The sequence below is a fragment of the Dactylosporangium sp. CS-047395 genome (assembly GCF_050942185.1).
Lineage (GTDB): Bacteria > Actinomycetota > Actinomycetes > Mycobacteriales > Micromonosporaceae > Dactylosporangium.
On sequence record NZ_CP192015.1, the window covers coordinates 5,796,541 to 5,819,301 of the forward strand.

19 protein-coding genes are annotated in these 22,761 nt (G+C 72.0%); 7 read left to right on the plus strand and 12 right to left on the minus strand.

The window, feature by feature from the left end:
* Positions 1–39 precede the first annotated feature (39 nt).
* The 4 genes from ACQP00_RS27265 to ACQP00_RS27280 are packed head-to-tail and all read left to right on the plus strand — an operon-like array spanning position 40 to position 4,854.
* On the plus strand, positions 40–1,350 hold the full coding sequence (locus tag ACQP00_RS27265) for an L-fuconate dehydratase (protein WP_433199595.1): 1,311 nt from the start codon (positions 40–42) through the stop codon (positions 1,348–1,350).
* Entirely contained in the window at positions 1,347–2,384 is a 1,038-nt protein-coding gene (locus tag ACQP00_RS27270; protein ID WP_433199598.1) for a sugar ABC transporter substrate-binding protein, read from the plus strand. Before ACQP00_RS27265 ends, ACQP00_RS27270 begins: the two co-directional genes overlap by 4 nt.
* Complete coding sequence (locus ACQP00_RS27275) at positions 2,384–3,865, plus strand: sugar ABC transporter ATP-binding protein (protein ID WP_433199601.1); 1,482 nt, start codon at positions 2,384–2,386, stop codon at positions 3,863–3,865. The genes ACQP00_RS27270 and ACQP00_RS27275 overlap by 1 nt, the downstream gene beginning before the upstream one ends.
* A complete protein-coding gene (locus tag ACQP00_RS27280) occupies positions 3,862–4,854 on the plus strand; it encodes an ABC transporter permease (protein WP_433199604.1) in 993 nt (330 codons plus the stop codon). The genes ACQP00_RS27275 and ACQP00_RS27280 overlap by 4 nt, the downstream gene beginning before the upstream one ends.
* A 48-nt stretch (positions 4,855–4,902) precedes the next feature.
* On the opposite strand, the gene ACQP00_RS27285 is transcribed toward ACQP00_RS27280, so the two are convergent.
* From ACQP00_RS27285 to ACQP00_RS27300, 4 genes are all read right to left on the minus strand, one after another.
* A complete protein-coding gene (locus ACQP00_RS27285; RefSeq protein ID WP_433199607.1) occupies positions 4,903–6,474 on the minus strand; it encodes a putative Ig domain-containing protein in 1,572 nt (523 codons plus the stop codon).
* A gap of 129 nt (positions 6,475–6,603) precedes the next feature.
* Entirely contained in the window at positions 6,604–7,281 is a 678-nt protein-coding gene (locus ACQP00_RS27290; RefSeq protein WP_433199610.1) for an RraA family protein, read from the minus strand.
* A gap of 60 nt (positions 7,282–7,341) precedes the next feature.
* Complete coding sequence (locus ACQP00_RS27295; RefSeq protein ID WP_433199613.1) at positions 7,342–7,827, minus strand: roadblock/LC7 domain-containing protein; 486 nt, start codon at positions 7,825–7,827, stop codon at positions 7,342–7,344.
* A complete protein-coding gene (locus ACQP00_RS27300) occupies positions 7,824–8,162 on the minus strand; it encodes a hypothetical protein (RefSeq protein WP_433224009.1) in 339 nt (112 codons plus the stop codon). Before ACQP00_RS27300 ends, ACQP00_RS27295 begins: the two co-directional genes overlap by 4 nt.
* Positions 8,163–8,493: 331 nt before the next feature.
* Here ACQP00_RS27300 and ACQP00_RS27305 point away from each other — a divergent pair, with 331 nt between their 5' ends.
* Together ACQP00_RS27305 and budA are read left to right on the plus strand one after the other, a co-directional pair.
* Positions 8,494–11,823 (plus strand): glycoside hydrolase family 3 C-terminal domain-containing protein, encoded by a 3,330-nt coding sequence (locus ACQP00_RS27305; protein ID WP_433199616.1) that lies wholly within the window; start codon positions 8,494–8,496, stop codon positions 11,821–11,823.
* Positions 11,824–11,880: 57 nt separating this feature from the next.
* Positions 11,881–12,591, plus strand: a complete 711-nt coding sequence (gene budA, locus ACQP00_RS27310) for an acetolactate decarboxylase (RefSeq protein WP_433199619.1) — start codon at positions 11,881–11,883, stop codon at positions 12,589–12,591.
* Positions 12,592–12,599: 8 nt separating this feature from the next.
* Here the strand turns inward: budA and ACQP00_RS27315 are convergent, their stop codons facing one another.
* The 3 genes from ACQP00_RS27315 to ACQP00_RS27325 are packed head-to-tail and all read right to left on the minus strand — an operon-like array spanning position 12,600 to position 14,106.
* Positions 12,600–13,139 carry a hypothetical protein gene (locus ACQP00_RS27315; RefSeq protein ID WP_433199622.1) on the minus strand — a complete coding sequence of 180 codons (540 nt, stop codon included), beginning with the start codon at positions 13,137–13,139 and terminating at the stop codon, positions 12,600–12,602.
* 52 nt (positions 13,140–13,191) lie between these two features.
* The gene (locus ACQP00_RS27320) at positions 13,192–13,725 is read right to left on the minus strand and encodes a cysteine hydrolase family protein (RefSeq protein WP_433199625.1); all 534 of its coding nucleotides are present in this window, start codon (positions 13,723–13,725) and stop codon (positions 13,192–13,194) included.
* Positions 13,726–13,749: 24 nt separating this feature from the next.
* The gene (locus ACQP00_RS27325) at positions 13,750–14,106 is read right to left on the minus strand and encodes a MarR family winged helix-turn-helix transcriptional regulator (protein ID WP_433199628.1); all 357 of its coding nucleotides are present in this window, start codon (positions 14,104–14,106) and stop codon (positions 13,750–13,752) included.
* A 158-nt stretch (positions 14,107–14,264) separates the two neighbouring features.
* On the opposite strand from ACQP00_RS27325, the gene ACQP00_RS27330 reads away from it, so the two are divergent.
* A complete protein-coding gene (locus ACQP00_RS27330; RefSeq protein WP_433199631.1) occupies positions 14,265–15,728 on the plus strand; it encodes an MFS transporter in 1,464 nt (487 codons plus the stop codon).
* A gap of 146 nt (positions 15,729–15,874) precedes the next feature.
* On the opposite strand, the gene ACQP00_RS27335 is transcribed toward ACQP00_RS27330, so the two are convergent.
* From ACQP00_RS27335 to ACQP00_RS27355, 5 genes are all read right to left on the minus strand, one after another.
* On the minus strand, positions 15,875–17,266 hold the full coding sequence (locus ACQP00_RS27335; protein ID WP_433199634.1) for a DUF6891 domain-containing protein: 1,392 nt from the start codon (positions 17,264–17,266) through the stop codon (positions 15,875–15,877).
* A 545-nt stretch (positions 17,267–17,811) separates the two neighbouring features.
* The gene (locus ACQP00_RS27340) at positions 17,812–18,639 is read right to left on the minus strand and encodes a transglutaminase-like domain-containing protein (protein ID WP_433199637.1); all 828 of its coding nucleotides are present in this window, start codon (positions 18,637–18,639) and stop codon (positions 17,812–17,814) included.
* Positions 18,640–18,739: 100 nt separating this feature from the next.
* Entirely contained in the window at positions 18,740–20,437 is a 1,698-nt protein-coding gene (locus ACQP00_RS27345; protein ID WP_433199640.1) for a glycoside hydrolase family 13 protein, read from the minus strand.
* Positions 20,434–21,279, minus strand: a complete 846-nt coding sequence (locus ACQP00_RS27350; protein ID WP_433199643.1) for a sugar ABC transporter permease — start codon at positions 21,277–21,279, stop codon at positions 20,434–20,436. The genes ACQP00_RS27345 and ACQP00_RS27350 overlap by 4 nt, the downstream gene beginning before the upstream one ends.
* Positions 21,276–22,760 (minus strand): ABC transporter permease subunit, encoded by a 1,485-nt coding sequence (locus tag ACQP00_RS27355; protein WP_433199646.1) that lies wholly within the window; start codon positions 22,758–22,760, stop codon positions 21,276–21,278. The genes ACQP00_RS27350 and ACQP00_RS27355 overlap by 4 nt, the downstream gene beginning before the upstream one ends.
* Position 22,761: the final 1 nt, after the last annotated feature.

Sequence of the window (22,761 nt, forward strand, 5' to 3'; positions counted from 1 at the left end):
CCTTGCATCGGCCGCCGCGTCCTGCTAAACATCCGATGTATGAGCGAACGGTTCACGTCCCTGGATACCTACGACGTGCGGTTCCCCACGTCCCGCCAGCTCGACGGGTCCGACGCGATGAACCCCGACCCCGACTACTCGGCCGCCTACGTCGTCCTGCGCACCGACGCCGCCGACGGCCACGAGGGCCACGGGTTCGCCTTCACCATCGGGCGCGGCAACGAGGTGCAGACCACGGCGATCCTGGCCCTGCGCCCGTACCTCGTCGGGCGGGTCGTCGCCGACGTGCTCGGCGACCTCGGCGGCCTGTGGCGCGAGCTGGTGCACGACTCGCAGCTGCGCTGGCTGGGCCCCGAGAAGGGCGTCATGCACATGGCCATCTCGGCCGTGGTCAACGCCCTGTGGGACCTCAAGGCCAAGCGGGCCGGGCTGCCCCTGTGGCGGCTGCTGTCCGCGATGTCGCCGGAGGAGCTGGTCGAGCTCGTCGACTTCCGGTACCTCACCGACGCGCTCACCCCCGCCGAGGCCCTGGAGATCCTCAAGCCCGGGGCCGAGGGCCGCGAGGAGCGGGTCGCCGCGCTGCTCGCCGACGGGTACCCCGGCTACGCCACCTCGCCCGGCTGGCTCGGGTACGACGACGAGAAGCTGACCCGGCTGTGCCGCGAGGCCGTCGCGGCCGGCTTCACCCAGATCAAGCTCAAGGTCGGCGCCGACCTCGGCGACGACCTGCGCCGGATGCGCATCGCCCGCGAGGTGTGCGGGCCCAACGTGCGCATCGCCGTCGACGCCAACCAGCGCTGGGACGTCGGCACCGCCGTCGAGTGGGTCCGGGCCCTGGCCCAGTACCACCCGTGGTGGGTCGAGGAGCCCACCTCGCCCGACGACGTCGTCGGGCACGCCGAGATCGCCCGGCGGATCGCGCCGATCCCGGTCGCCACCGGCGAGCACGTGCAGAACCGGGTCGTGTTCAAGCAGCTGCTGCAGCTGCGCGCGGTCTCGTTCGTCCAGCTCGACGCCGCCCGCGTCGCCGGGGTGAACGAGAACGTGGCGATCCTGTTGCTGGCGGCCAAGTTCGGCGTCCCGGTCTGCCCGCACGCGGGCGGGGTCGGGCTGTGCGAGCTCGTCCAGCACCTGTCGATGTTCGACTACGTGGCGGTCTCCCGCTCCATGCACAACCGCGTCATCGAGTACGTCGACCACCTTCACGAACACTTCACGGACCCGGTCCGCCTACGCGCAGGCCGCTATCTCGCGCCGACGGCGCCCGGGTTCAGCTCCACCATGCGGCCCGAGAGCCGCGCTCAGTTCGCCTACCCCGACGGACCGATCTGGAACGAGGCCACGCCATGAGAATGCTCCCGCCGCTCATCGCCGCCACCCTGCTCATCTCCCTCGCCGCCTGCTCCGACGACGCGACCCCCGGCGGCTCGGCCTCCGGAGGTGCCGGCTCCCCCATCGCCGTGGACCTGCCGCGGGCCGACTCCGACTTCTGGAACTCCTACGCGAAGTACATCCCGCAGTACGCCAAGGAGTCCGGCATCAACCTCATGACGCCGACCAACTCGCAGAACGACATCGCCAAGCTCGTGGCCAACACCCAGGCATTGACGAGCCAGGGCGCGAAGGCCATCGTGATGGCACCGCAGGACACCGGCGCCATCGCCACCACGCTCACCACCCTGGAGCAGAAGAAGATCCCCGTGGTCACCGTCGACACCCGGCCCGACAAGGGCAACGTCTACATGGTGGTGCGCGCCGACAACAAGGCGTACGGCGAAAAGGCCTGTGAGTTCCTCGGCCAGAAGCTCGGCGGCAAGGGCAAGGTGGTCGAGTTCCAGGGCGCCCTGTCCTCGGTCAACGGGCGCGACCGGTCCGAGGCGTTCGCCGCCTGCATGCAGAGCAAGTTCCCCGGCATCACGGTCTTCGCCGAGCCCACCGACTGGGAGGGCGCCAAGGCCTCGGCCGCGCTGCAGACCCGCCTCGCCCAGCACCCCGACATCAACGGCATCTACATGCAGGCCGGCGGCGTGTTCCTGGCCCCGACCCTGCAGCTGCTGAAGTCCAAGAACCTGCTCGTCCCGCCGAGCGACCCCAAGCACATCTTCATCGTGTCCAACGACGGCATCCCGCAGGAGTTCGACGCGATCCGCAAGGGCGACATCGACGCCACCGTCTCCCAGCCCGCCGACCTGTACGCGAAGTACGCGCTCTTCTACGCCAAGGCCGCGGTCGACGGCAAGACGTTCCAGCCGGGCAAGACCGACCACGACAGCACCATCGTCCAGGTGCGTGACGGCGTGCTCGAGGACCAGCTGCCCGCGCCGCTGGTCACCAAGGAGAACGTCGACGACAAGGCCCTGTGGGGCAACCAGATCGGGAAGTGATGACCGCAGCACACCCCGCCGTGGAGGCCTCGAGCGTCACCAAACGCTTCGGGGCCACCACGGCGCTGTCCGAAGTCTCCTTGCGCATCGCGCCCGGCGAGACCCACGCGCTCGTCGGGCGCAACGGCGCCGGCAAGTCCACCCTCGTCTCGCTGCTGACCGGGCTACACAAGCCCGACGGCGGGGAGATCCGCTTCGGCGGCGAGCCCGCCCCGCCAGTCGCCGACCGCGGCGCCTGGCGGGCCCGGGTCGCCTGCGTCTTCCAGCGCTCCACCATCATCCCCACCCTCACGGTGGCCGAGAACCTGTTCCTGAACCGGCAGGGCACCGTCGTGCGCTGGGCGGCGCTGCGCCGGCGGGCGGCGGAGCTGCTCGACGAGTACGCGGTCGACGTCGACCCGCGGGCCCTGGCCGGGGACCTCGGCGTCGAGCAGCGGCAACTGGTCGAGATCGCCCGGGCGCTGTCGCAGGGGGCCCGGTTCATCATCCTGGACGAGCCGACCGCCCGACTGGACGCGACGGCCATCGACCGGCTGTTCGAGCGGCTGCGCGCGCTGAGCGCGGCCGGCGTCACGATGCTGTTCATCTCCCATCACCTGCAGGAGGTGTACGACGTGTGCGACACCGTCACCGTCCTGCGCGACGCGCGGTGGGTGCTGACGTCGCCGGTCAAGTCGCTCGGCCACGACGACCTGGTCGCGGCCATGACGGGCGAGGCCGTCGGGCTGACTTCGGTAGTACCAAGGCAGCCTCGCTCTTCTGATCTTGTTCTTGCCTTGCACGATGTGTCGGTTGTCGACCGTTTTGGGCCGGTCTCGCTCGACGTGGGTGAGGGCGAGATCGTGGGTGTGACCGGGTCGGGCAGCAGCGGGAAGGTGGCGCTGGCCGAGGCCGTCGGCGGTCTCCTCGCGCCGAGCTCCGGAACCGTGCGCGTCGGCGACGTCAACGTTCGTTCCGGCGTTCCGAACGCGCTCGCCGCCGGGATCGGGCTCGTGCCGCAGGATCGGCACCGGGAGGGCCTGATTCCGCTGCTGTCGGTGGGCGAGAACGCCACGCTGCCGATCGCGGACCGGCTCGGACCGGGCGGGGTGATCGTCCCCGCGCGGCGCCGGGCCAAGGCCGAGGAGTTCATCGAGCGGTACGACATCCGCGCCGAAGGCCCCGACGCGCCCGTCGCCAGCCTCTCCGGCGGCAACGCGCAGAAGGTGGTCCTGGCCCGGGCCCTGGCCGCCGACCCGCGCGTCCTGGTCCTCATCAACCCGACCGCCGGTGTCGACGTGCGCTCCAAGGAGTCGCTGCTCGGCGCCGTGCGGGCCGCCGCCGACGCCGGCACCGCGGTGCTCATGGTCTCCGACGAGCTCGACGACCTGCGCCACTGCGACCGGGTCCTCGTCATGTTCCACGGCCGGGTCACGGCCGAGCTGCCCGCTGGGTGGAGCGACACCGACGTGGTCGCCGCCGTCGAAGGAGTCGCCGCATGACCACCACCGCTTTGGTACGCCCCTCCGTGCGCCTGGGCCGCATGCGCGACCTCGCGCTGGTCCCCGCCATCATCGTGCTGCTCATCGTCGGCGCGGTGATCGACCCGGTCTTCCTGTCCCGGGCCAACCTCGTCAACGTCCTGCAGCAGCAGACCGAGCTGTCGCTGCTGGTGCTGGCCGAGACGCTGATCCTGATCGGGGGCCGGTTCGACCTGTCCCTCGAGTCGACCGTCGGGCTCGCCCCGGCGCTCGGGGTGGCGCTGGTCATCCCGGTCGCCGACCACGGCCTGGGCACCGAGTGGTCGGCCGCCCTCGCGGTGCCGCTCATCCTGCTCACCGGGGTGGCCATCGGCGGGCTCAACGGGCTGCTGATCCTGCGCTTCGGGCTGTCGGCGTTCATCGTGACGCTCGGCATGCTCATCACCGCACGCGGCGTGCAGATCGGCATCACCGGCGGGCAGAGCCTGTTCACGCTGCCGCCGTCGGTGATGTACCTGGGCAACACCGCCTGGCTTGGGCTGCCGCTGTCGATCTGGATCTGCGCCGCCCTGTTCGCCGCCGGGATCGGGGTGCTCGGCTGGTTCCGGCACGGCCGCGCCGTCTACGCGATCGGCGGCAACGCCGACGCGGCCCGGGCGGCCGGCATCCGCACCGACCGCGTCATGTACGCGGTCTTCATGATCGCCGGGGCGCTGGCCGCACTCGCCGGGCTGCTCATGACCGGCCGGCTCGGCTCGATCGCCTCCGCCCAGGGCAGCGGCATGATCTTCCAGGTGTTCGCGGCCGCCGTCATCGGCGGGGTCAGCATGAACGGCGGCAAGGGCACCCTGTTCGGGGCGCTGTGCGGAGTGCTCGTGCTCGGCCTGATCACCAACATCCTGACCCTGGCCGGCATCTCGGCGCAGTGGATCCAGGCGGTGTACGGCCTGATCATCTTGGTCGCGCTGGTGCTCGCCCGGCTGACCACGGGCAAGGCCCAGGACTCGTGAGGGTGGGGTGGGGGCGGCTCCGGGTGCCGGCCCCCACCCCGGTCTGCGTCAGCTCACGGTCACGGCGGCGTCGTCGATCACGAACGACGTCTGCAGCGAGGAGTCCTCGGTGCCGTTCCACTTGAGCGTCACCGTCTGGCCGGCGAACGCGTTCAGGCTGTACGACTTCTGCACGTAGCCGCTCGCCTTGTTCAGGTTCGACAGCGTCGCCAGGGTGGTCGAGCCGGCCGTCACGGTCAGCTTGTCGTACGCCGTCGACGTCGTCGTCTCGGCGGTGTCGATGTGCACCCAGAAGGTCAGCGTCGCGGAGCAGCCGGCCGGGATCGTCACCGACTGGGAGACGCTCTCGGTGTGGGTCGAGCCGTAGCCGAGCAGCCAGGCGCTGTACGTGCCGCCGTGCGCGGCCTGGCCCTGCGAGGACCACTGGCCGATCGCGCCCGTCGTGCCGGTCCAGCCGGTCGCGCCGGACTCGAAGCCGCCGTTGGTCAGCTTCTGGCCGCTGCAGGTGCCGCCGCCCCCGCCGCTGACCGTCCACGTGAAGCTCGCGCTGCCCGTCGCGCCGGTGGTGTCGCGGGCGGTCACGGTGCTGGTGGTGGTTTGGGCCGTGGTCGGGGTACCGGAGATGAGGCCCGTGCTCGCGTTGATGCTCAGGCCCGCCGGGAGCCCCGTCGCCGAGTAGGTGAGGGTCTGGCCCGACGCCGAGTCGGTCGCCGTGATCTGCAGCGACTTCGCGGTGCCGACGGTGGCGGTCTGCGCGCCCGGGTTGGTCACGGTGACCCGGTTGCCGGGCGTGGTCGCGCCGGTCAGCATGCAGCCGGACACCGTCAGGTCGATCGCCCGCGAGGAGTTCAGGCAGGTGGTGAACCAGTACGTCTGCTCACCGTAGGACTGTCCCTGGTGGACGGTGATGGTGCCGTTCGCGTCGACCTCGCACGGGTTGTTGAGGGTGCACTGCTGCCCGTCGTCGTTGCCCGTGTTGTTGATGCCGATGATCTGCCGGTCCGACGAACGGATGATCGGCGAGCCCGAGGTGCCATGGGTGGTCTGGCAGCCCGTGTTGTACCGGATCGAGTCCTTCCACGTCCACGTGTCCTCGCGCAGCGTGTTCACGAACCCGTTGATGGAGCAGGTCCAGACCTGCTTCCAGTAGCTCGACGGGATCGTCATCGCGGTGCCGTCGGCCGGACGGGAGGCGGCCACGGTCAGCGCGGTGGTGTTGTTGTACTTGGACTTGATCTGCGCGAACGTGTCGGTCAGCTGGTACAGCGAGACGTCCGTGCCGGTCATCGTGCCGTAGATGAGCTTGTCGGCGCGCACGGTGCCCAGCGACGCCCCGGTGTCGCTGAGCAGCGTGCCGGTGCGGCTGCTCGTGCGGTTGGTGTACACCTGGCCGGCCGGGATGAACCCGTTCTCGTAGCAGTGCCCGTTCGTCAGCAGCATGGCCCGGTCCGAGTCGACCGACTGCGGCCAGCGCACCAGCGACCCGGAGCAGTTGTTCAGCGCGATCGTCGAGCCCAGGCCGGTGACCGCGAGCGCCTGGGCGGGCGCCGGGCCGGCGACGACGCTCGCGGCGACGGCGAGGATGGCCGCGCCGACTGCGAGTGTCCGTCTCTTGCGCATGGGGGATCCCTTCGTCGGGGTACGCGCGGCGGTCGTGTCGGCACGCGTAGCCGCCCGTCAATGTGATTCGCACCCTCACATCGACGAACTTCCCCGTCAACGAGGCAAACCCTTTGCCTGGCCCTGCGTCTACTCCTCGATGGCCCCACCGACCCGGCGCAGATGCATGCGGAACGTGTACTGCGGGTCCTCCTCGCGGCGCGCGAGGTACTCCGCGAACGCGGTCTGCCGCCGCAGCGTCTCCCCCACCTTGATCTTCCGGGCCTGCTCACGCTCGGTGTCCCGGATGGTCCTGGCGATCCCGGTGACGGCGGCGGCCTGCCCGGCCTCCAGGAACAGCACCCCGTCGTCGTCGGCGAGGACCAGGTCGTTCCGGCTGATCTCGTACGGGCCGAAGCGCGTTCCGGGCTCGCGCGGGTCGACGCGCAGCGGGCCGAGCGGGAGGGCGCCGTAGCTGTACACGGGATGCCCGATCTCGACCAGTTCGGCGGTGTCGCGGTGCAGGCCCCAGACCACCAGGCCGGCCACCCCGGCCGCGGCGGCCTCGAGCACGGTCAGGTCGCCGATGCAGGCCTCGTCGGTGCGCCCGCCGTTGTCCACGACGAGCACGTCGCCCGGCTCGGCGGCCTCGAAGGCCTCCAGGAAGACGTCGACGCTGCCGGCGTGGCGGGCCGGGAGCACCCGTCCGGCCAGGCGCGTCCCGGGAATGACGGGCCTGATGCCGGCGGGCGCGATCCGCGGCGGGATGCCGGCGCGCACGCAGGCGTCGGCGACGAGCGGGGTGCTGAGATCCTCGAAGGCTTCCACGGCGTCATCATGGCTCGCGTCGTCCGGGCAACGCTGGAGCCAATCGGCCGCCGGTGGTTCTTACGGCAGGAGCGGCGCGAGGCGGGCCACGGCGGGGCGGGCCTCGAGGTGCAGGCGGGCGACGTTGATGCCGTCGTCGCCCAGGACCGCCAGCAGGCTGGTCGGGTTGATCGAGTACACCGTGAAGTATCCGCCCTCGCTGCGCAGGGTCGCGTCGCGGAACGGGCTCTGGCCGAGCACCATGGCCGTCTGGCGGCCCAGGCCGTAGGTGGTCGCGGCGAGTGCCGCCAGGTCGGCCGGCTCCAGGCCGGGCGGCAGGTCGTGGGTGATGAGCAGGCCGTCGACCCCGCCGACGGCCGCGCCCCGCACGCCCGGCACCCGCAGCCGCAGGTCGGTCAGCTCCGAGCGGACCGCCGCGAGCGCGGCGGCCATCGGATCGATCCTGGTGCCGAACGCCGGCGTGGTGCCGGTCCAGGCCTGCTCCGATCCGGCGCGGCGGGGCAGCCCCTCCGCACCGGTCGGGGTCGCAGTCCCGAAGAAGGTCACAGCTCGAGGCCCTCTTCGATCTGGCGCAGCTGGTGCCGGGCCAGCGCTAGGTTCGCGCGGGACTTGACCAGCGCGAGGTAGAGGAACAGCCCGCGGCCGCCGAGCGCGCTCAGCGGGCGGATGATGTGGTACTGGTGGTCGAGCGTGATCAGGATGTCCTCGACCTTGTCGGGCAGCCCGAGCATCTCGATGGTGCGCAGCTTGGCCCGCACGACGTCCGTGTTGCCGGCCGCGGCCACGGTGATGTCGAAGTCGGGCCCGCCGCCCATCGTGCCGAGCGTCATGCCGCTGGTGTAGTCCACGAGCGCGACGGCGATGGCGCCGTCGATGTTCATCGCGCCCTTGAGCGCGACATCCAGATTGCTGGTCAAGCCTGCCTCCAAAGCACAAGTGGAACGTTCGTGAGCCTGTCACAAGTAGATCTTCCGACGCACGTTTCGACGCGGGTTTCAGACACTCGGCTCATCGGCATCTGCCCTGCCGACCGATGCCCCGGTGACGGTGGGTCGCGTGATGCTGCCGTAACGCAATGTCGCACGTGCATGTGCGACGCATCGGTGCTGGTCGAAGTGTCCTTCGAATTGAAGGCCTTGACAGTCCGGACGGCGGGCCTCAGGCTCGGAGAGCGCTCTCCCGATCACCGCCATGATCACCTTCGGAGTATCGATGCCGTCACTTCGCCGTGCCCTGCTCGCCGCCGGCACCGTCGCCGCGCTCACCGCCGGCCTCCTCGCCGGCGTCCGCGCCGCCGAGGCGGCCGACCAACCGTGGCGCGACGCGTCGCAGACCCCCGCCCAGCGCGCCGACGAGCTCCTCGCGGCCATGACCCAGGCCGAGAAGCTCACCATGCTGCACGGCGGCGCCGGCTGCGGCTTCGCCGGCTGCGTGGACGCCAACACCCGGCTCGGCATCCCGCAGATCCGCCTGCAGGACGGGCCGGTCGGCGCGGGCGACGGGTTCACCGGCGTCACGCAGCTGCCCGCCCCGGTCGCCTCGGCCGCCACCTGGGACGTCGGGCTGGCCCGCCGGTACGGCGAGGTCCTCGGGGCCGAGCAGTGGGGCAAGGGCACCAACGTGGTCCTCGCGCCGACCATCAACATCGTGCGCGACCCGCGGTGGGGCCGGGCGTTCGAGTCGTTCGGCGAGGACCCCTACCTGGCCGGGCAGATCGGCGCGGCCGACATCCAGGGCATCCAGAGCCAGGGCCCGATGGCGCAGGTGAAGCACTACGCGGCGTACAACCAGGAGACCAACCGCAACACCCTGGCCGACAACGCGATCGTCAACGCCCGCACCCAGCGCGAGATCTACCTGCCGGCCTTCGAGACGGCCGTCCAGCAGGGCCAGGCCGACTCGGCCATGTGCTCCTACTCGGCCGTCAACGGGGCCTTCGCCTGCGAGAACGGGCCGCTGCAGAACGACGTGCTCAAGCGCGACCTGGGCTTCACCGGCTTCATCACCTCCGACTGGGGCGCCACCCACTCCACGGTCGCCTCGGCCAACAACGGCCTGGACATGGAGATGCCCGGCAGCCAGTACTTCGGCGCCGCCCTCACCACCGCGGTGCAGAACGGCCAGGTCTCCCAGGCGACGATCGACGACCACGTGCGGCGCATCCTGCTGTCGATGTTCCGCCGCGGCCTGTTCGACAGGACCCAGACCGTCAACACCGGCGCGGTCGTGACCACCACCGCCCACGCCGACGTCGCCCGCCAGGTCGCCCGCGACGGCGCGGTCCTGCTCAAGAACGCCGGCAACGCGCTGCCGCTGGCCGGCGGGTCCACGGTCGCGGTCATCGGGCCCGGCGGCGGTACCCGGGCGATGGTCCAGGGCGGCGGGAGCGCGGCGGTCAACGCGCCGTACCTCGTGACGCCCTTCGACGCGATCCACGCCCGCAGCGCCTCGGCCGTCTACGCCCCCGGCATCCCGGCCGCCGACGGCGCGCTGCCGCCGGTGCCGGCGAGCGCGGTCACCGGGCTGAGCGCGGAGTACCACAACAGCACCGACCTCACCGGCCCCGCCGTACTCAGCCGCGCCGAGAGCACCATCGACAAGGTGTGGGGCGGCGCCTCCCCGGCCCCCGGCGTCAACGCGACGAACTGGTCCGCGCGGTACACCGGCACCCTGCACCCCACCGTCACCGGCACCTACCAGTTCTCCCTGACCAGCGACGACGGCAGCCGGCTGCTCGTGAACGGCCAGCAGGTGATCAACAACTGGTTCAACCAGGGCAGCACCACCCGCACCGGCTCGGTCACCCTGACCGCCGGGCAGAACGTCAGCCTCGAGGTCGACTACTTCCAGGGCGGCGGCGCCAGCAACCTCACCCTGGGCTGGGCGGTGCCCGGCCAGTCGGTCCACGACCAGGCCGTCGCCGCCGCCCGCGGCGCGGGCACCGCGCTCGTGTTCGTCGACAACTTCGAGTCCGAGGGCTCCGACCTGGCCGGCATCGACCTGTCCGCGGCCCAGAACCAGCTCGTGGCCGACGTCGCCGCGGCCAACCCCAACACGGTCGTCGTGGTCAACAGCGGCTCGGCGGTCACCATGCCCTGGCTGGGCAGCGTCAAGGCGGTCGTCGAGGCGTGGTACCCGGGCCAGGAGGACGGCAACGCCCTCGCCGCCCTGCTCTACGGCGACGCCAACTTCACCGGCAAGCTCCCGGTCACCTTCCCGGCGCGCCTGGCTGATGTCCCGGCGAACACCACGGCGCAGTGGCCCGGTCAGAACGGCCAGGTGTCGTACTCCGAGGGCCTCAAGGTCGGCTACCGCTGGTACGACGCCCAGAACGTGACGCCGCTCTTCCCCTTCGGCCACGGCCTGTCCTACACCACCTTCGGCTACGCCAACCTGACCGTCGCCGCCCCGGACACGAACGGCCGGGTGGCCGTCGCCTTCGACGTCACCAACACGGGATCACGGGCCGGTTCCGAGGTGCCGCAGGTGTACGTCGGCCAGCCCGCCGCCGCCGGCGAGCCCCCACGCAACCTGCGCGGCTTCACCAAGGTCTCGCTCGCCGCCGGTCAGACCCAGCGGGTCACCGTCACGCTGGACGCCCGCAGCTTCCAGACCTGGGGCAGCGCCTGGACCACCACCCCCGGCACCCACCAGCTCGCCGTCGGCTCCTCCTCCCGCGACCTGCGCCTGACCGGCCAGCTCACCCTGGGCGGCAGCACCCAGGTTGAGACGCCCCTGCCGCGCACCGGCTGGACCGTCACCGCCTCCTCGACCGCCGGCGCCGACGTCCCGGCCCGCACCATCGACGGCAACACCGCGACCCGCTGGTCCACCGGCGCCCCGATGGCCAACGGCCAGTGGCTGCAGGTCGACCTCGGCTCCGCGCAGACCTTCGACCGCCTGCGCCTGGACGCCGCCGGCAGCACCAACGACTACGCCCGCGGGTACCAGGTGCTGGTCTCCGCCAACGGCACCACCTGGAGCTCCCCGGTCGCCACCGGCACCGGCACCGGCGCCCTGATCACGGCGACGTTCCCGGCCCAGACCGCCCGGTACGTGCGGATCGTGCAGACCGGCACCTCGACGAGCTGGTGGTCGGTGGCCGAACTGAACCTGGACACCTCCGGCACCGTCACCCAGCCCACCGGCCCCCTGTCCCGCACCGGCTGGACGGCCACCGCCTCGCCCACCGGCGGCACCGACGTCCCGTCCCGCGTCCTGGACGGCGACACCACCACCCGCTGGTCGACCGGCACCCCGATGGCGAACGGGCAGTGGCTCCAGCTCGACCTGGGCGCCGCCCGCACGTTCAAGGAGCTGCGCATGGACTCGGCGGGCAGCGCGGCCGACTACGCCCGCGGGTACCAGATCCTCACCTCCGCCGACGGGACCACGTGGAGCGCCCCGATCGCCACCGGTACCGGCACGGGCGCCCTGGTCACCGCCACGTTCCCGGCCCAGACGGTGCGGTACGTCCGGATCGTGCAGACCGGCACGTCGACGAGCTGGTGGTCGGTGGCGGAGCTGAACCTGTACGCCTGACGCGCCCGTCCGGCCCGGGTGAGTGCGCTCCGCCCGGGCCGGGCCACCGTTGGTCGCATGAACGGCGAGATCTATCAGACGTCCACCATCGGGGCGATGATCCAGGGTGCGTACGACGGTGACGTGACCGTGGCCGAACTGCTCCAGCACGGGGACTTCGGGCTCGGCACGTTCAACCGGCTCGACGGGGAGATGCTCGTGCTCGACGGGGTCTGCCACCACCTGCGGGCCGACGGCAGCGCCCGGGTCGCCGGGGAGCAGGAGCGCACACCGTTCGCGGTCGTCACGCAGTTCGAGGCCGGGGCGTCGGTGCCGGTGGCGCCGGGCAGCGACCGGGAGACCGTGATGACCACCATCGACGACGCCGTGCCGAGCGCCAACCTCGTCTACGCGGTGCGGATCACCGGGACGTTCGGCGAGATCCGCACGCGGACGGTACGGGAGCAGTCCACGCCGTACCCGCCGCTCGCCGAGGCCACCCTGGGGCAGGCCGAGACCGTCATGCATGACGTGCACGGCACCCTGGCCGGCTTCCGGACGCCGTCGTTCGAGCAGGACATCTCCGTCGCCGGGTACCACCTGCACTTCCTGGCCGACGACGGGGCGCACGGCGGGCACGCGCTGGGGTTCCGGCTCGACGAGGGCACGGTCGAGGTCGGCGCCCGCTCCGAGCTGCACCTGCGGCTGCCGCGCACCAAGCAGTTCCTGGACGCCAACCTGACCCCGGCCGACATGGCCGCCCAGATCCGCCAGGCCGAGGGCGGCTGAGTCCGGCCCTACGCCACGGCGCGCGGGCCCGTCGTGCCGGTGACGGTCCAGCCGGGCCCCGGATCGTTGTGGCGCACCACGTAGGTGAGCATGCTCGCGCCGAGGCACGCCACGAAGCCGTTGACGTACACGGTGACCTCGTTGTCGTCGCCCTGCACCCGGCCGAGCTCGATGAGCAGGCCGCCGTTCCGCACCCGCGGGCAGCCGTCGACGGTCTCCAGGACCGACTCGCGGTCGGCGATGAACTGCACGCTGGTCACGCCGGCCAGCGCCGCCGTCAGCTGCTCGCGCGTGTTCGCGGCGATGGGGCCGCCGGCGTCGTCGCGGTCCAGGACGTAGACGGTCGGGAAGGTCATCTCCGGAAACGTGTTTTCCGAGGAGTTGCCGAGGAATCGGCGGAGGACGGCGGAGTACACCTCGGCCTCCTTGACTCCGGCGGGCCAGTCCCCGGCCGCTTCCTTTTCGACCCCGGCCGGCCGCCCGCCCGCCGCCTCCGTCGCCGTCGCGTTGCAGCCGCTCAGCATCGCCGCCACGAGCAGCGCACCCATGAGGTTCCGTCTCAGCACACCGGTCCGACGCGCCGGGCGCGGTCCCGGTTCCTCAGCGGGACTTGATCCATTCGTCGGTGGTGGTGACCGTGGCCTGGCGGGGGAAGACCTTCTCCAGCAGGACGCGGTGGACCTCCTCGTCGCGGTCGGCGCAGGCGTCGGCGAGGACGGTCAGGCGGAAGTCGAGGTCGGCCGCCTGGCGCAGGGTCGACAGGACCACGCCGCTGGTCGAGATGCCGCACAGGATCAGCTCCCGGGCGCCGTTGGCGCGCAGCAGGACGTCGAGGTCGCTGCCGGCGAAGGCGCTCACCCGGCGCTTGAGGATCACCGGCTCGCCGGGCCGCACGGGCAGGCCGGGGTGCAGCTGGGTGGGCGGGGCGTCCTGGGTCATGGCGTCGCCGGCCTGGGTCATCCCGCCGAAGATCGGGTTGGCCGGGTCGATCTCGGGATAGCCGGGGCGGAAGGCGACGCGGACGTAGCCGACCGGGATGCCGGCCGTGCGGGCGGCCTCGATCGCGCGGGCGGCGTTGGCCAGGGCGGCGGGTCCGCCGTCGGCGCGGTCGACGATGGCGTTCTGGAAGTCCATGGCGAGCAACATGGTGGGGCCTTTCTAGTCTCCGAGGCGCTGCAGCAGGGCCAGGGCTTCATTGATGGTGGCCAGCTCGTCCGCGGTGAAGCGGCGGTCGAGTTCGCGCCCGAGCCACGCGCTGCGGTCCTGCTTGTCGGCCAGCGCCCGGGTGCGACCGGCCGGGCTCAGGGTGATGACGTGCCGCCGGCCGTCCTCGGGGTCGGGCGTGCGCTCGATCAGGCCGAGCGCGTCGAGGGCGTTGAGGGTGGCCGTCATCGACTGCGAGCGGACGCCCTCGGCCAGCGCGAGCACGGTGGTCGACGAGGCGCCGTCGCGGTGCAGCCGGTGCACGACCGCCGCCTGCGACGGCGTCAGCCCGCCGGACGGCACATCCCGCATACGGGCGCGCAGGGTCCGGAACAGGTCGATCAGGTCACGGGCGACGGCCTCGGCATTTATGTAGGCAACCTACCAAGTTTTCCTGTGGATCTGCCAATGCGACCCCCGTCACTCGCGGGAAGGATTGTCCGGAGGCTGGCCTCCGCTATTGTGGAGGCATGCCTCAAGTTTCTCGTCGGTCGTCGTACCGGCTGACGTTCGGCGTCCTCGCCGCGTCGACCGCGGCGTTCTCGATGCTGCAGTCGCTGGTCAGCCCGGTGCTCCCGGTCATGCAGCGCGACCTGCACACCTCGGCGGGCACCGTCACCTGGGTGCTCACCGCCTGGCTGCTCGCCGCGTCCGTGGCCACGCCGCTCATGGGGCGCATCGGAGACATGATCGGCAAGGAGCGCACGCTGCTCGTGGCACTGGCCGCCATCGCGGTCGGCTGCCTGCTCGCGGCCCTCGCGCCGAACGTCGCCGTGCTGATCGTGGCCCGCGTCATCCAGGGCCTCGGCGGCGCCCTGTTCCCCCTCTCGTTCGGCATCATCCGCGACGAGTTCCCGCCCGCCCGCGTCATCTCGGCGGTCGGCGCCATGTCCGCCGTCATCGCCCTGGGCGGCGGCCTCGGCATCGTCCTGGCCGGCCCGGTCGTGGCCGCGCTGAACTGGCGCTGGCTCTTCTGGATTCCCCTCGGCGTCGTCGTGGTCACCGGCCTGCTGGCCTGGCGTTTCGTCCCGCCGTCGCCGACCCGCACCCGGGGCAAGGTCAACTGGCTCGCCGCGGTACTGCTCTCCGCCTGGCTCGTCGCCCTCCTCCTCCCCCTGAGCAAGGGCAACGCGTGGGGCTGGTCCTCGCCCCTGACGATCGCCCTGCTCGCGGCGGCGGTACTCCTCGCCGCGGCCTGGGTCGCGACCGAGATGCGCTCCGGCAACCCGCTCATCGACATGCGCATGATGCGGCTGCCCGCCGTGTGGACCACCAACATCGTCGCCCTGCTCTTCGGCGCCGGCATGTTCGGCGTGTACGCGTTCCTCCCCCAGTTCATGCAGATCCCCTCGGCCACCGGCTACGGCTTCGGCGCCTCGGTCGGCGAGGCGGGCCTGCTGATGGTCCCGATGCTGGCCACCATGGCCGTCGCCGGCATGCTCAGCGGCCCCATGGCATCCTGGTTCGGCAGCCGCGCCCAGGTGATCGTGGGCTCCCTGCTCGCCACGGCGGCAAGCGCGGCCTTCGCCTTCGCCCACACCCACCCCTGGCAGGTCGCCACCGCCGCCGCAGTCTTCGGCGCCGGCATCGGCCTGGCCTACGCGTCGATGACCTCCCTGATCGTCCACAGCGTCCCGATGGCCCAGACGGGCGCCGCCAGCGGGATGAACGCCAACATCAGGACAATCGGAGCCTCCATCGGTACGGCCATCGTCAGCTCCATCGTCACCAGCGACCTGCGCGCCGACGGCCTGCCGACGGAGTCCGCGTACACCTCGGCGTTCATCGCCCTGGGCGTGGCGGCCGCCCTGTCGGTCCTGGTGGCGTTGCTCATTCCGCGGCACCGCACCGAGGCCCCGGCCAGCGAGACGCGCACCCACATCGACCCGGCGGCCGAGCAGGCCGACCCGGAACTGACCCCGGTCGCCGGCTGACCCAGGCGAACGCGAAACGGCCGGCCCGCCGCTCGACGGGCCGGCCGCTGCGCGCGGCTGGGCCGAGCGCTGGGTGGTCATCCGTCCTCGGCGGGCCGCGCGGTGACCGGCCCGGCGGCGACTGGTGCGTTTGCGGTGGCGGCGGTCTACCAGGGGCGGCGGACCGCACCGGGCAGCTCGGCGATCGCCACCCGGTCCTCCTCGGCGAGGATGCGCAGCATCAGCTCGGCCTCCTCCACGGTCGCGTGCTTGCCGGTCGAGCTTTCGTCGTCCGGCTGCGGCGACTCCAGCCACAGCCGCCCGTCGTCGAGCGCCAGCTGCACGATCCTGCCGGACGGGGAGATCGCCGACAGCCACGACCCGGTCCGGGTCGGCATCCGGCGCACCATCTCGGCGGCCGCCTCCCAGGGCATCGGCACCCCGTCGGCCTCGATCGGCCCGCCCGGCCCGATCTCGTAGGTCACCTCGATCAGCCCTGCCTCACCGGCCGGCACGGGTCCACCGCCGCCGGGCACGGGTTCACCGCCGCCGGGCAGGGGTTCACCGCCGCCGGGCGCGGATTCACCGCCGGGTCCGGATTTACCGCTGGGTTTAGATTCACGGCTGGGTCCAGATTCATCCTCGGGCACGGATTCATCGCCGGGCGCGGGCTGCGACTCCGCGCCGCCCAGCAGCCGCAGACCGTCGAACCGCCCGGCGCGGCGCCCGTCGCTCAGCACGAGCAGATGTTGCCGCCGGGTCACCTCGACGCCGTCGACGCGTGCGGCCCGACCGGCCGGCAGCCACGGCAGCTCCACCGCCGCCACCGCGGAGACCGGCATCGGCACGGCCATCCGCCCGCCCGGCGGCTCGAACACGACTTCACGCTCGTCCGGGTCGGGCACAACGTACGCCGCCATCTGCCCCACCCGCCGCCGCGCCCAGGTCATCGGCACCCGGATGCGCATCCCCGGGTCACCGTCCCAGTCGACGGCGAGCCCCTGCCCCCGCAGCGCCGCCGCGATCTCGTCCCCGAGCTCAGCGTCCGGCGGCGCGTCGAACCGCCCCCAAGCGATCCACAACTCACCACCACCGGCGGCGCGATCGGCGTCCTGGAGGTGATAGAACGCGTACCCACGCGCGGGAAAGTCCGGCAACACCTCCCCGCCGATCTCGCCGGTGCCGCAGTTCTGGCAGCAGGCGAAGTCCTCCCGCGCCACGATCCCCGCAGCATCGAGCGCCCGGAAGGCATCGGTGAGCCGCTCGCTGTCGGTACGGTCCGACCACCCCGCCTGCGCCACCAGATGCGCCGCGAACTCCGGCCCGGCCAGCCGCCACCCGAGGGCCCGCAGCTCCCCCGGCCCGGCATATCCGTGCAGGTGATCGACGACGCCCTCGACGACCTGCGTACACGTGAGCCGCCCGCACGCCACCGCCGTCCGCACGTAGGTCCCCGCAGCCGCCTCGAGCTCATCGCCATTCACGCGGGAGAGAGTAACCGGCGCCGCACGTCCAAAGCCGTCCCGCGCGGCGCGCACGAGCCGCTGCCGCGCGGTCACGCGGGTGATCGGACAGCGTGGACCGTCGTACGGCTCACGGGTCGCCGCACGGTCACACGAATCGCCGCACGGACCGGCATCGCCCGGGCACGCGGGTCGCCGCACAGTCACGCGAATCGCCGTGCTGTTCGGCCCGCGAATGGTCGTGCGGCAGCCCCCAGATTCCGGAACTGCCCAGCGCGGTGCCTGTTCGCCGGGGCCTGGTGCGTGCGCGCCGGTCGTCGTGTGGTCCGGCGGGCGGGTGGACGCTGCATGTCCTCCGTCGTGCGGGTCGGCCAGCGGTCAGTTGGCCTCGCATCGCAAGTCGTCCGCCGTACGGCGCGGCCGGCGGTCAGATGGCGGGGCGGCGCAGTCCGTGAGGCGTGCTGAGCGTGCCGGGTGGCCGGTGGTCAGGCGGCGGAGCGTTGCGGGTCCGTCGTGCAGAGCGTGCGGGGCGGCCAGTCGTCAGGTGGTGGGGGCGGCGCAGTCCGTAAGGCGTGCTGAGCGTGCCGAATGGCCGGTGGTCCGGCGTGCGGGGCGTGCGGGGCGTACGGGGCGGCCGGTGGTCAGGCCGCGGGGCCGCGCAGCTCGTCGGGGGCCGGTAGGCGCGGGTCGAGGGCGGTGGCCTTCCAGGCCGCCTCCAACGGGCCGCCCGCCGCGCTCACCGCCGCCACAGTGTCCAGCAAGGCGAGGTCCGAGGCGGGGAGTTTGTCGTAGTGGACCGGGATGAGGCCCCAGTTGTCCCAGGGCAGCGCCTCCACGCCCGACAGGGCGGCCAGGTCGCGCAGGACGTTGCCCTGGACCTCCCACAGGCCGGTCAGGTTGGCCGAGCTGATGCCGACCGTTTCCGGGTCGCGGTGGCCCGCTCGGCATTCGGACCAGGCCTGGCCGGCCACCAGGAACTGGTCGCGGGGGACGTCCAGGGGGTTGAGGTCGCCGGTGCCGTAGGTGTCCCTCGGCTCGCCGGCCACCTGGGCGTCGATGAGGTACCAGCCGCGGGTGTCGGACCAGGCCTCGGTGACCCAGTGGTCGTCGTGGAAGCCGGGAGTGAAGTAGCCGGCGAAGCCGGCGCGGGCGCGGGCCGGTACGCCGACCGCGCGCAGCAGGGACACCAGCAGGACGGCGAAGTCGCGGCAGGTGACGGCGAGCCGTTCGGCGGGTGGCCGGGCGTCCAGCGAGCCGAGGCGGGCCAGCATCGCGCCGACGAAGCGGATGTTGGCCTCCTCGCGGCGGCGCTGCTCGGTCACGCCTACGCCGAACTGCCAGGCCCAGTCGCGGTGGATGAGCACGCCACCGACGATTTTGGCCAGTTCGGCCGGGTCGGCGGGGAGCCCGGTCTGCCGCCCGGGGTCGGTGATGGCGGTCTGTCGTGTGTAGAACTCCAGCTCGTCCATGCGTCGACCGTAGTCCCGGGGTACGACAAAAAACCGCGCCCCGCCCCGCCGGTTCCGCTTCTGTAAGGGTGGCACCTGGGCGAATGTCCGCGCGGACGGCTCACGCCGGGCAGGACCAGATCTGCAGGGTCGGGCCGTCGCCGGGCAGGGCGCCGGTCCAGGTCGCGCCGCCGTACAGGTTGAGGGCCTCCGGGACGCCCGGGAGCGCGACCGGGGGGCCGGCGGCGCGGCGGGCCAGGACCAGCAGCCGTTCGTCGGCGGTCTCGCGCCAGAAGGCGATCGCGTCGGCGGAGACGTGGGCGAAGCGCAGGCCGCCGCCACGCAGGGCGGGGTGCTTGCGGCGGAGGGCGAGCAACCGGCCGTACCAGGGAAGTATTTCGCGGTTGCGCCATGGCATCGGGGTGCGGGACTCCTCGCCGGTGGTGCCGGTCAGGGCGAACTCGTCGCCGGCGAAGACCATCGGGACGCCGGGGAGGGTGGCCAGCAGGCCGACCGCGACCTCCATGCGCTGCGGTGAGCCGGTCACGGTGGCGATGCGGGCGGTGTCGTGGCTGCCCAGCAGGTTCCAGGAGTGGGTCCAGCTGCGCCAGGACATCGTGGCCATCATTGCTCGCATCGTCGTGACCAAGGCCTGGCCGTCGCGGGCCGGGACGCCGCCGGGGACGCCCAGGAAGTCCGGCAGGTTCAGCGCCGGGTCGCGCAGCCAGGTCCACAGTGGACGGGTGAAGCCGGCGTAGTTCATGGTGCCCTGCCAGCCGGCCGCGTCCAGGTCGGGGCCGGCGCCGTGGGCGTGCTCGGCGACCAGGAGGGCGTCCGGGCGGACGGCCGCCGCGATCAGGCGGGCGACCTCGTGGGTCAGGTCGTCGGCGGCGCGGCGGCCGGTCATGTTCGCCACGTCAACCCGCCAGCCGTCGAGATAGCGCAGCCAGCGGCGCACGATCGAGTCGGGGGCGGTGACGAACCGTTCGCGCAGGCGCGCGGAGTGCCAGTTCAACTTCGGCAGCGTCGGTACCCCCAGCCAGGACTCGTACCCGCCCGCGCCGTCGGTGTAGTAGCAGTCCGGTTCGTCGAACCAGGGATGGTCCAGGCCGGTGTGGTTCGTGGTCAGGTCGCCGATCAGGTGCATGCCGCGGGTGTGCAGGGCGTCGGAGAGGCGGCGCAGCGCCCGGTCGCCGCCCAGCAGGGGGTCGACGCGGTCGAACGCGACGGCGTCGTAGCGGTGGTTGGACCGCGCGGGAAAGAACGGGGTCAGGTACACCGTGTCGGCGCCCAGGTCCTGGATGTGGTCCAGGCGCCGGGCGATGCCGTCGAGGTCGCCGCCGTACCACTGGCGGGCGGCGTCGTCGCCGCGGGCGAGGACCGGGTCGTCCCACTCGCAGCGCACCGCCCAGTCCGGTGTGGACGGTGCGGTGGCCGAGCGGGCGAAGCGGTCGGGGAAAATCTGGTACACGATTGCCTCGCGGGTCCACGGGGCCGGGGCCGGGTGCGCGACGAGGCGGACGTCGGTGTCGTCGGGCACGTCGTGGGCGAAGCGGCCGAGGACGGTGTACCAGTCGCCGTCGACCAGGAAGCGGTACCGCGTGACGGGGTTGCGGACCAGCACGCTCGCCCGCCACCACAGTTCCGGTCCGCGCCGCTCCGGCACCGCCGCCGTGAAGCGGGGTTCGCCGTCCTCGACGGAGCGGACGTGGACCCGGCGGACGTCCCGCGGGGTGCGCAGCCAGACGTCCACTGTGGAGCCGAGCCGCGGGGCCTGGTCCGGCACGTACAGGGCCGAGCCGTCGTGATGCACCGTCATCCTTTCACCGCTCCGGTGGTGAGGCCCGACACGATGTACCGCTGCAGGACCTGGAACACGACGACCGTGGGCACGGCCGTGAGCAGGGAACCCGCGCAGAACATGCCGAAGTTGGCGTTGCGCTGCTCGGCGACCAGGCCGTAGAGGCCGACGGCGAGGGTCTTGGCGTCGTCGGAGTGCAGGAACACGTTGGCCAGCAGCACCTCGTTGATGGTGCCGATGAAGCCGAGCAGGCCCGTCACGGCGAGGATCGGCGCGACCAGCGGCAGGGTGACCCGGAAGAAGATCTGGGCGTGGCTGGCGCCGTCCATGACCGCGGACTCGTCGAGTTCCTTGGGCACGGTGTCCAGGAAACCCTTCATGAGCCAGGTGTTCACGCCGAGGGCGCCGCCGAGGTACAGCAGCATCAGCCCCCACGGCCGGTCGAGCCCGATCGCCGGGTAGTAGTCGCCGACCGCGGCGAAGATCAGGTAGATGGTCACGACCGCGAGGAACTGCGGAAACATCTGGATCACCAGGAGCGAGACGAGGCCGACCCGCCGGCCCTTGAACCGCATCCGGGAGAACGCGTAGGCGGCCAGGATGGACAGGAACACCCCGGCCGCGGCGGCGATGCCGGCGATGAGGACCGAGTTGAGGTACCAACGCGGAAACTCGGTGCGGGAAAACAGGTCGGCGAAGTTTCCGAACCCGGCCGCCCGCGGCAGCAGTTGGGTCGAGCTCAGCGAGCCCAGCGGGTTGAGCGCCGCGGAAACGACGAACAGGATCGGAAACAGCGAGAAGGCGACGGCGAGCAGCCCGGCCGCGTGCCGCCAGCCGGACCGGCGGACCCAGGCGATCACGAGTAGACCTCCTCCTGCTTGCGGCTACGGCGGAAGCCGGCGACCGAGATGATGGCGACGATCGCGAAGATGTAGACCGAGATGGCCGCGGCGAAGCCCAGTTGCGCCCCGGAGCCGCCGAAGGCGAGCCGGTAGGTGTAGGTGATGAGCAGGTCGGTCGCGCCGATGCTGGAGTTGCCGGGCGGGAACGGCGCGCCTTCGGTGGTCAGGTAGATGGCGTTGAAGTTGTTGAAGTTGAACGCGAACGACGAGATGAGCAGCGGGGTGAGCGCGACCAGCAGCAGCGGCAGGGTGACCCGGCGGAAGCGCTGCCAGGCCGTCGCGCCGTCGATCGCGGCCGCCTCGCCCATCTCCCGCGGGATGGCCTGCAGCGCGCCGGTGGCTACGAGGAACATGTACGGGTACCCGAGCCACAACTGCACCAGAATCACCGCGAGCCTGGCCGTCCACGGGGTGCCGAACCAGTCCACGTGCAGCCCCGTCAGCCGGTTGATGAGGCCGAAGTCCTGGTTGAACAGGTCCCGCCAGACCAGCAGCATGGCGAACGAGGGCATCGCGTAGGGCAGCACGAGCAACACGCGGTACCAGCTGCGCCCGCGCATTTTCGCGTTGAGCGCCAGGGCGCAGAGCAGTCCCAGGGCGAACGTGGCCAGCACGGACCCGACCGCGAAGGCCAGATTCCACACGAGGGTCTTGAGGAACGGGCCCGCGATCCGCGAGTCGGTGATCACCCGCGCGAAGTTGGCCAGGCCGACGTTGACCTTCCAGCCCTGCGCGAGGTGCTCGCCGTCCGCGGCCACGAACGCGCCCGTGTTCTCGTCGGCAAACCATTGCCGCCCGGTGGCCCGGTCGGTGACGCAGTCGCAGCCGGCCTCGTAGAAGCGGGTCGCCTGGCCGGTGTAGGCGCGGGTGAGGCCGGAGGCGCGGATCGCACCGCCCTGGGTCGGCACGGCAAACGCGAGGATCTCGTCGTTGCGCAGCGTGGCCTGGCCCAGGTTGAGCAGCCGGAAACCGTTTGCCGCGGTGATCCGGCCGGCCGTGACCTCCGCGTCCGGCAGTGGTTGCAGGCCGGACCCGTCGCCGACGTAGGCCTTGCCGTCCGCGGCGAGCAGCAGGAACTTGAGACCGCCGCCGTCGAGCGCGACCGACAGGGTGTACTCGACCGAGCCGGGCACCTGCCGCACGGACGCGCTCTGGATGGCGGTGATCGCCTCCTGCTTGCCGCCCCGGTGCCCGTCGCCGTAGTTGGTGAACGCGGTCGCCGCGGTGTACAGCACCGGGACGACCTGGAACGCCAGCAGGAACAGGACACCGGGGACCAGGTACTTCGCCGGGACGGCCCGCGGCGACAGGTAGATCGCGAAGATCAGCCCTGTGACGACGACGAGCACCGCGAGCCATCCCCATGCACGGGCCTCGGCCAGCGGGAAGGCGGCGTACACCGCCAGCGCCAGGGCGAGCCCGAGGACCGGAATCTTCACG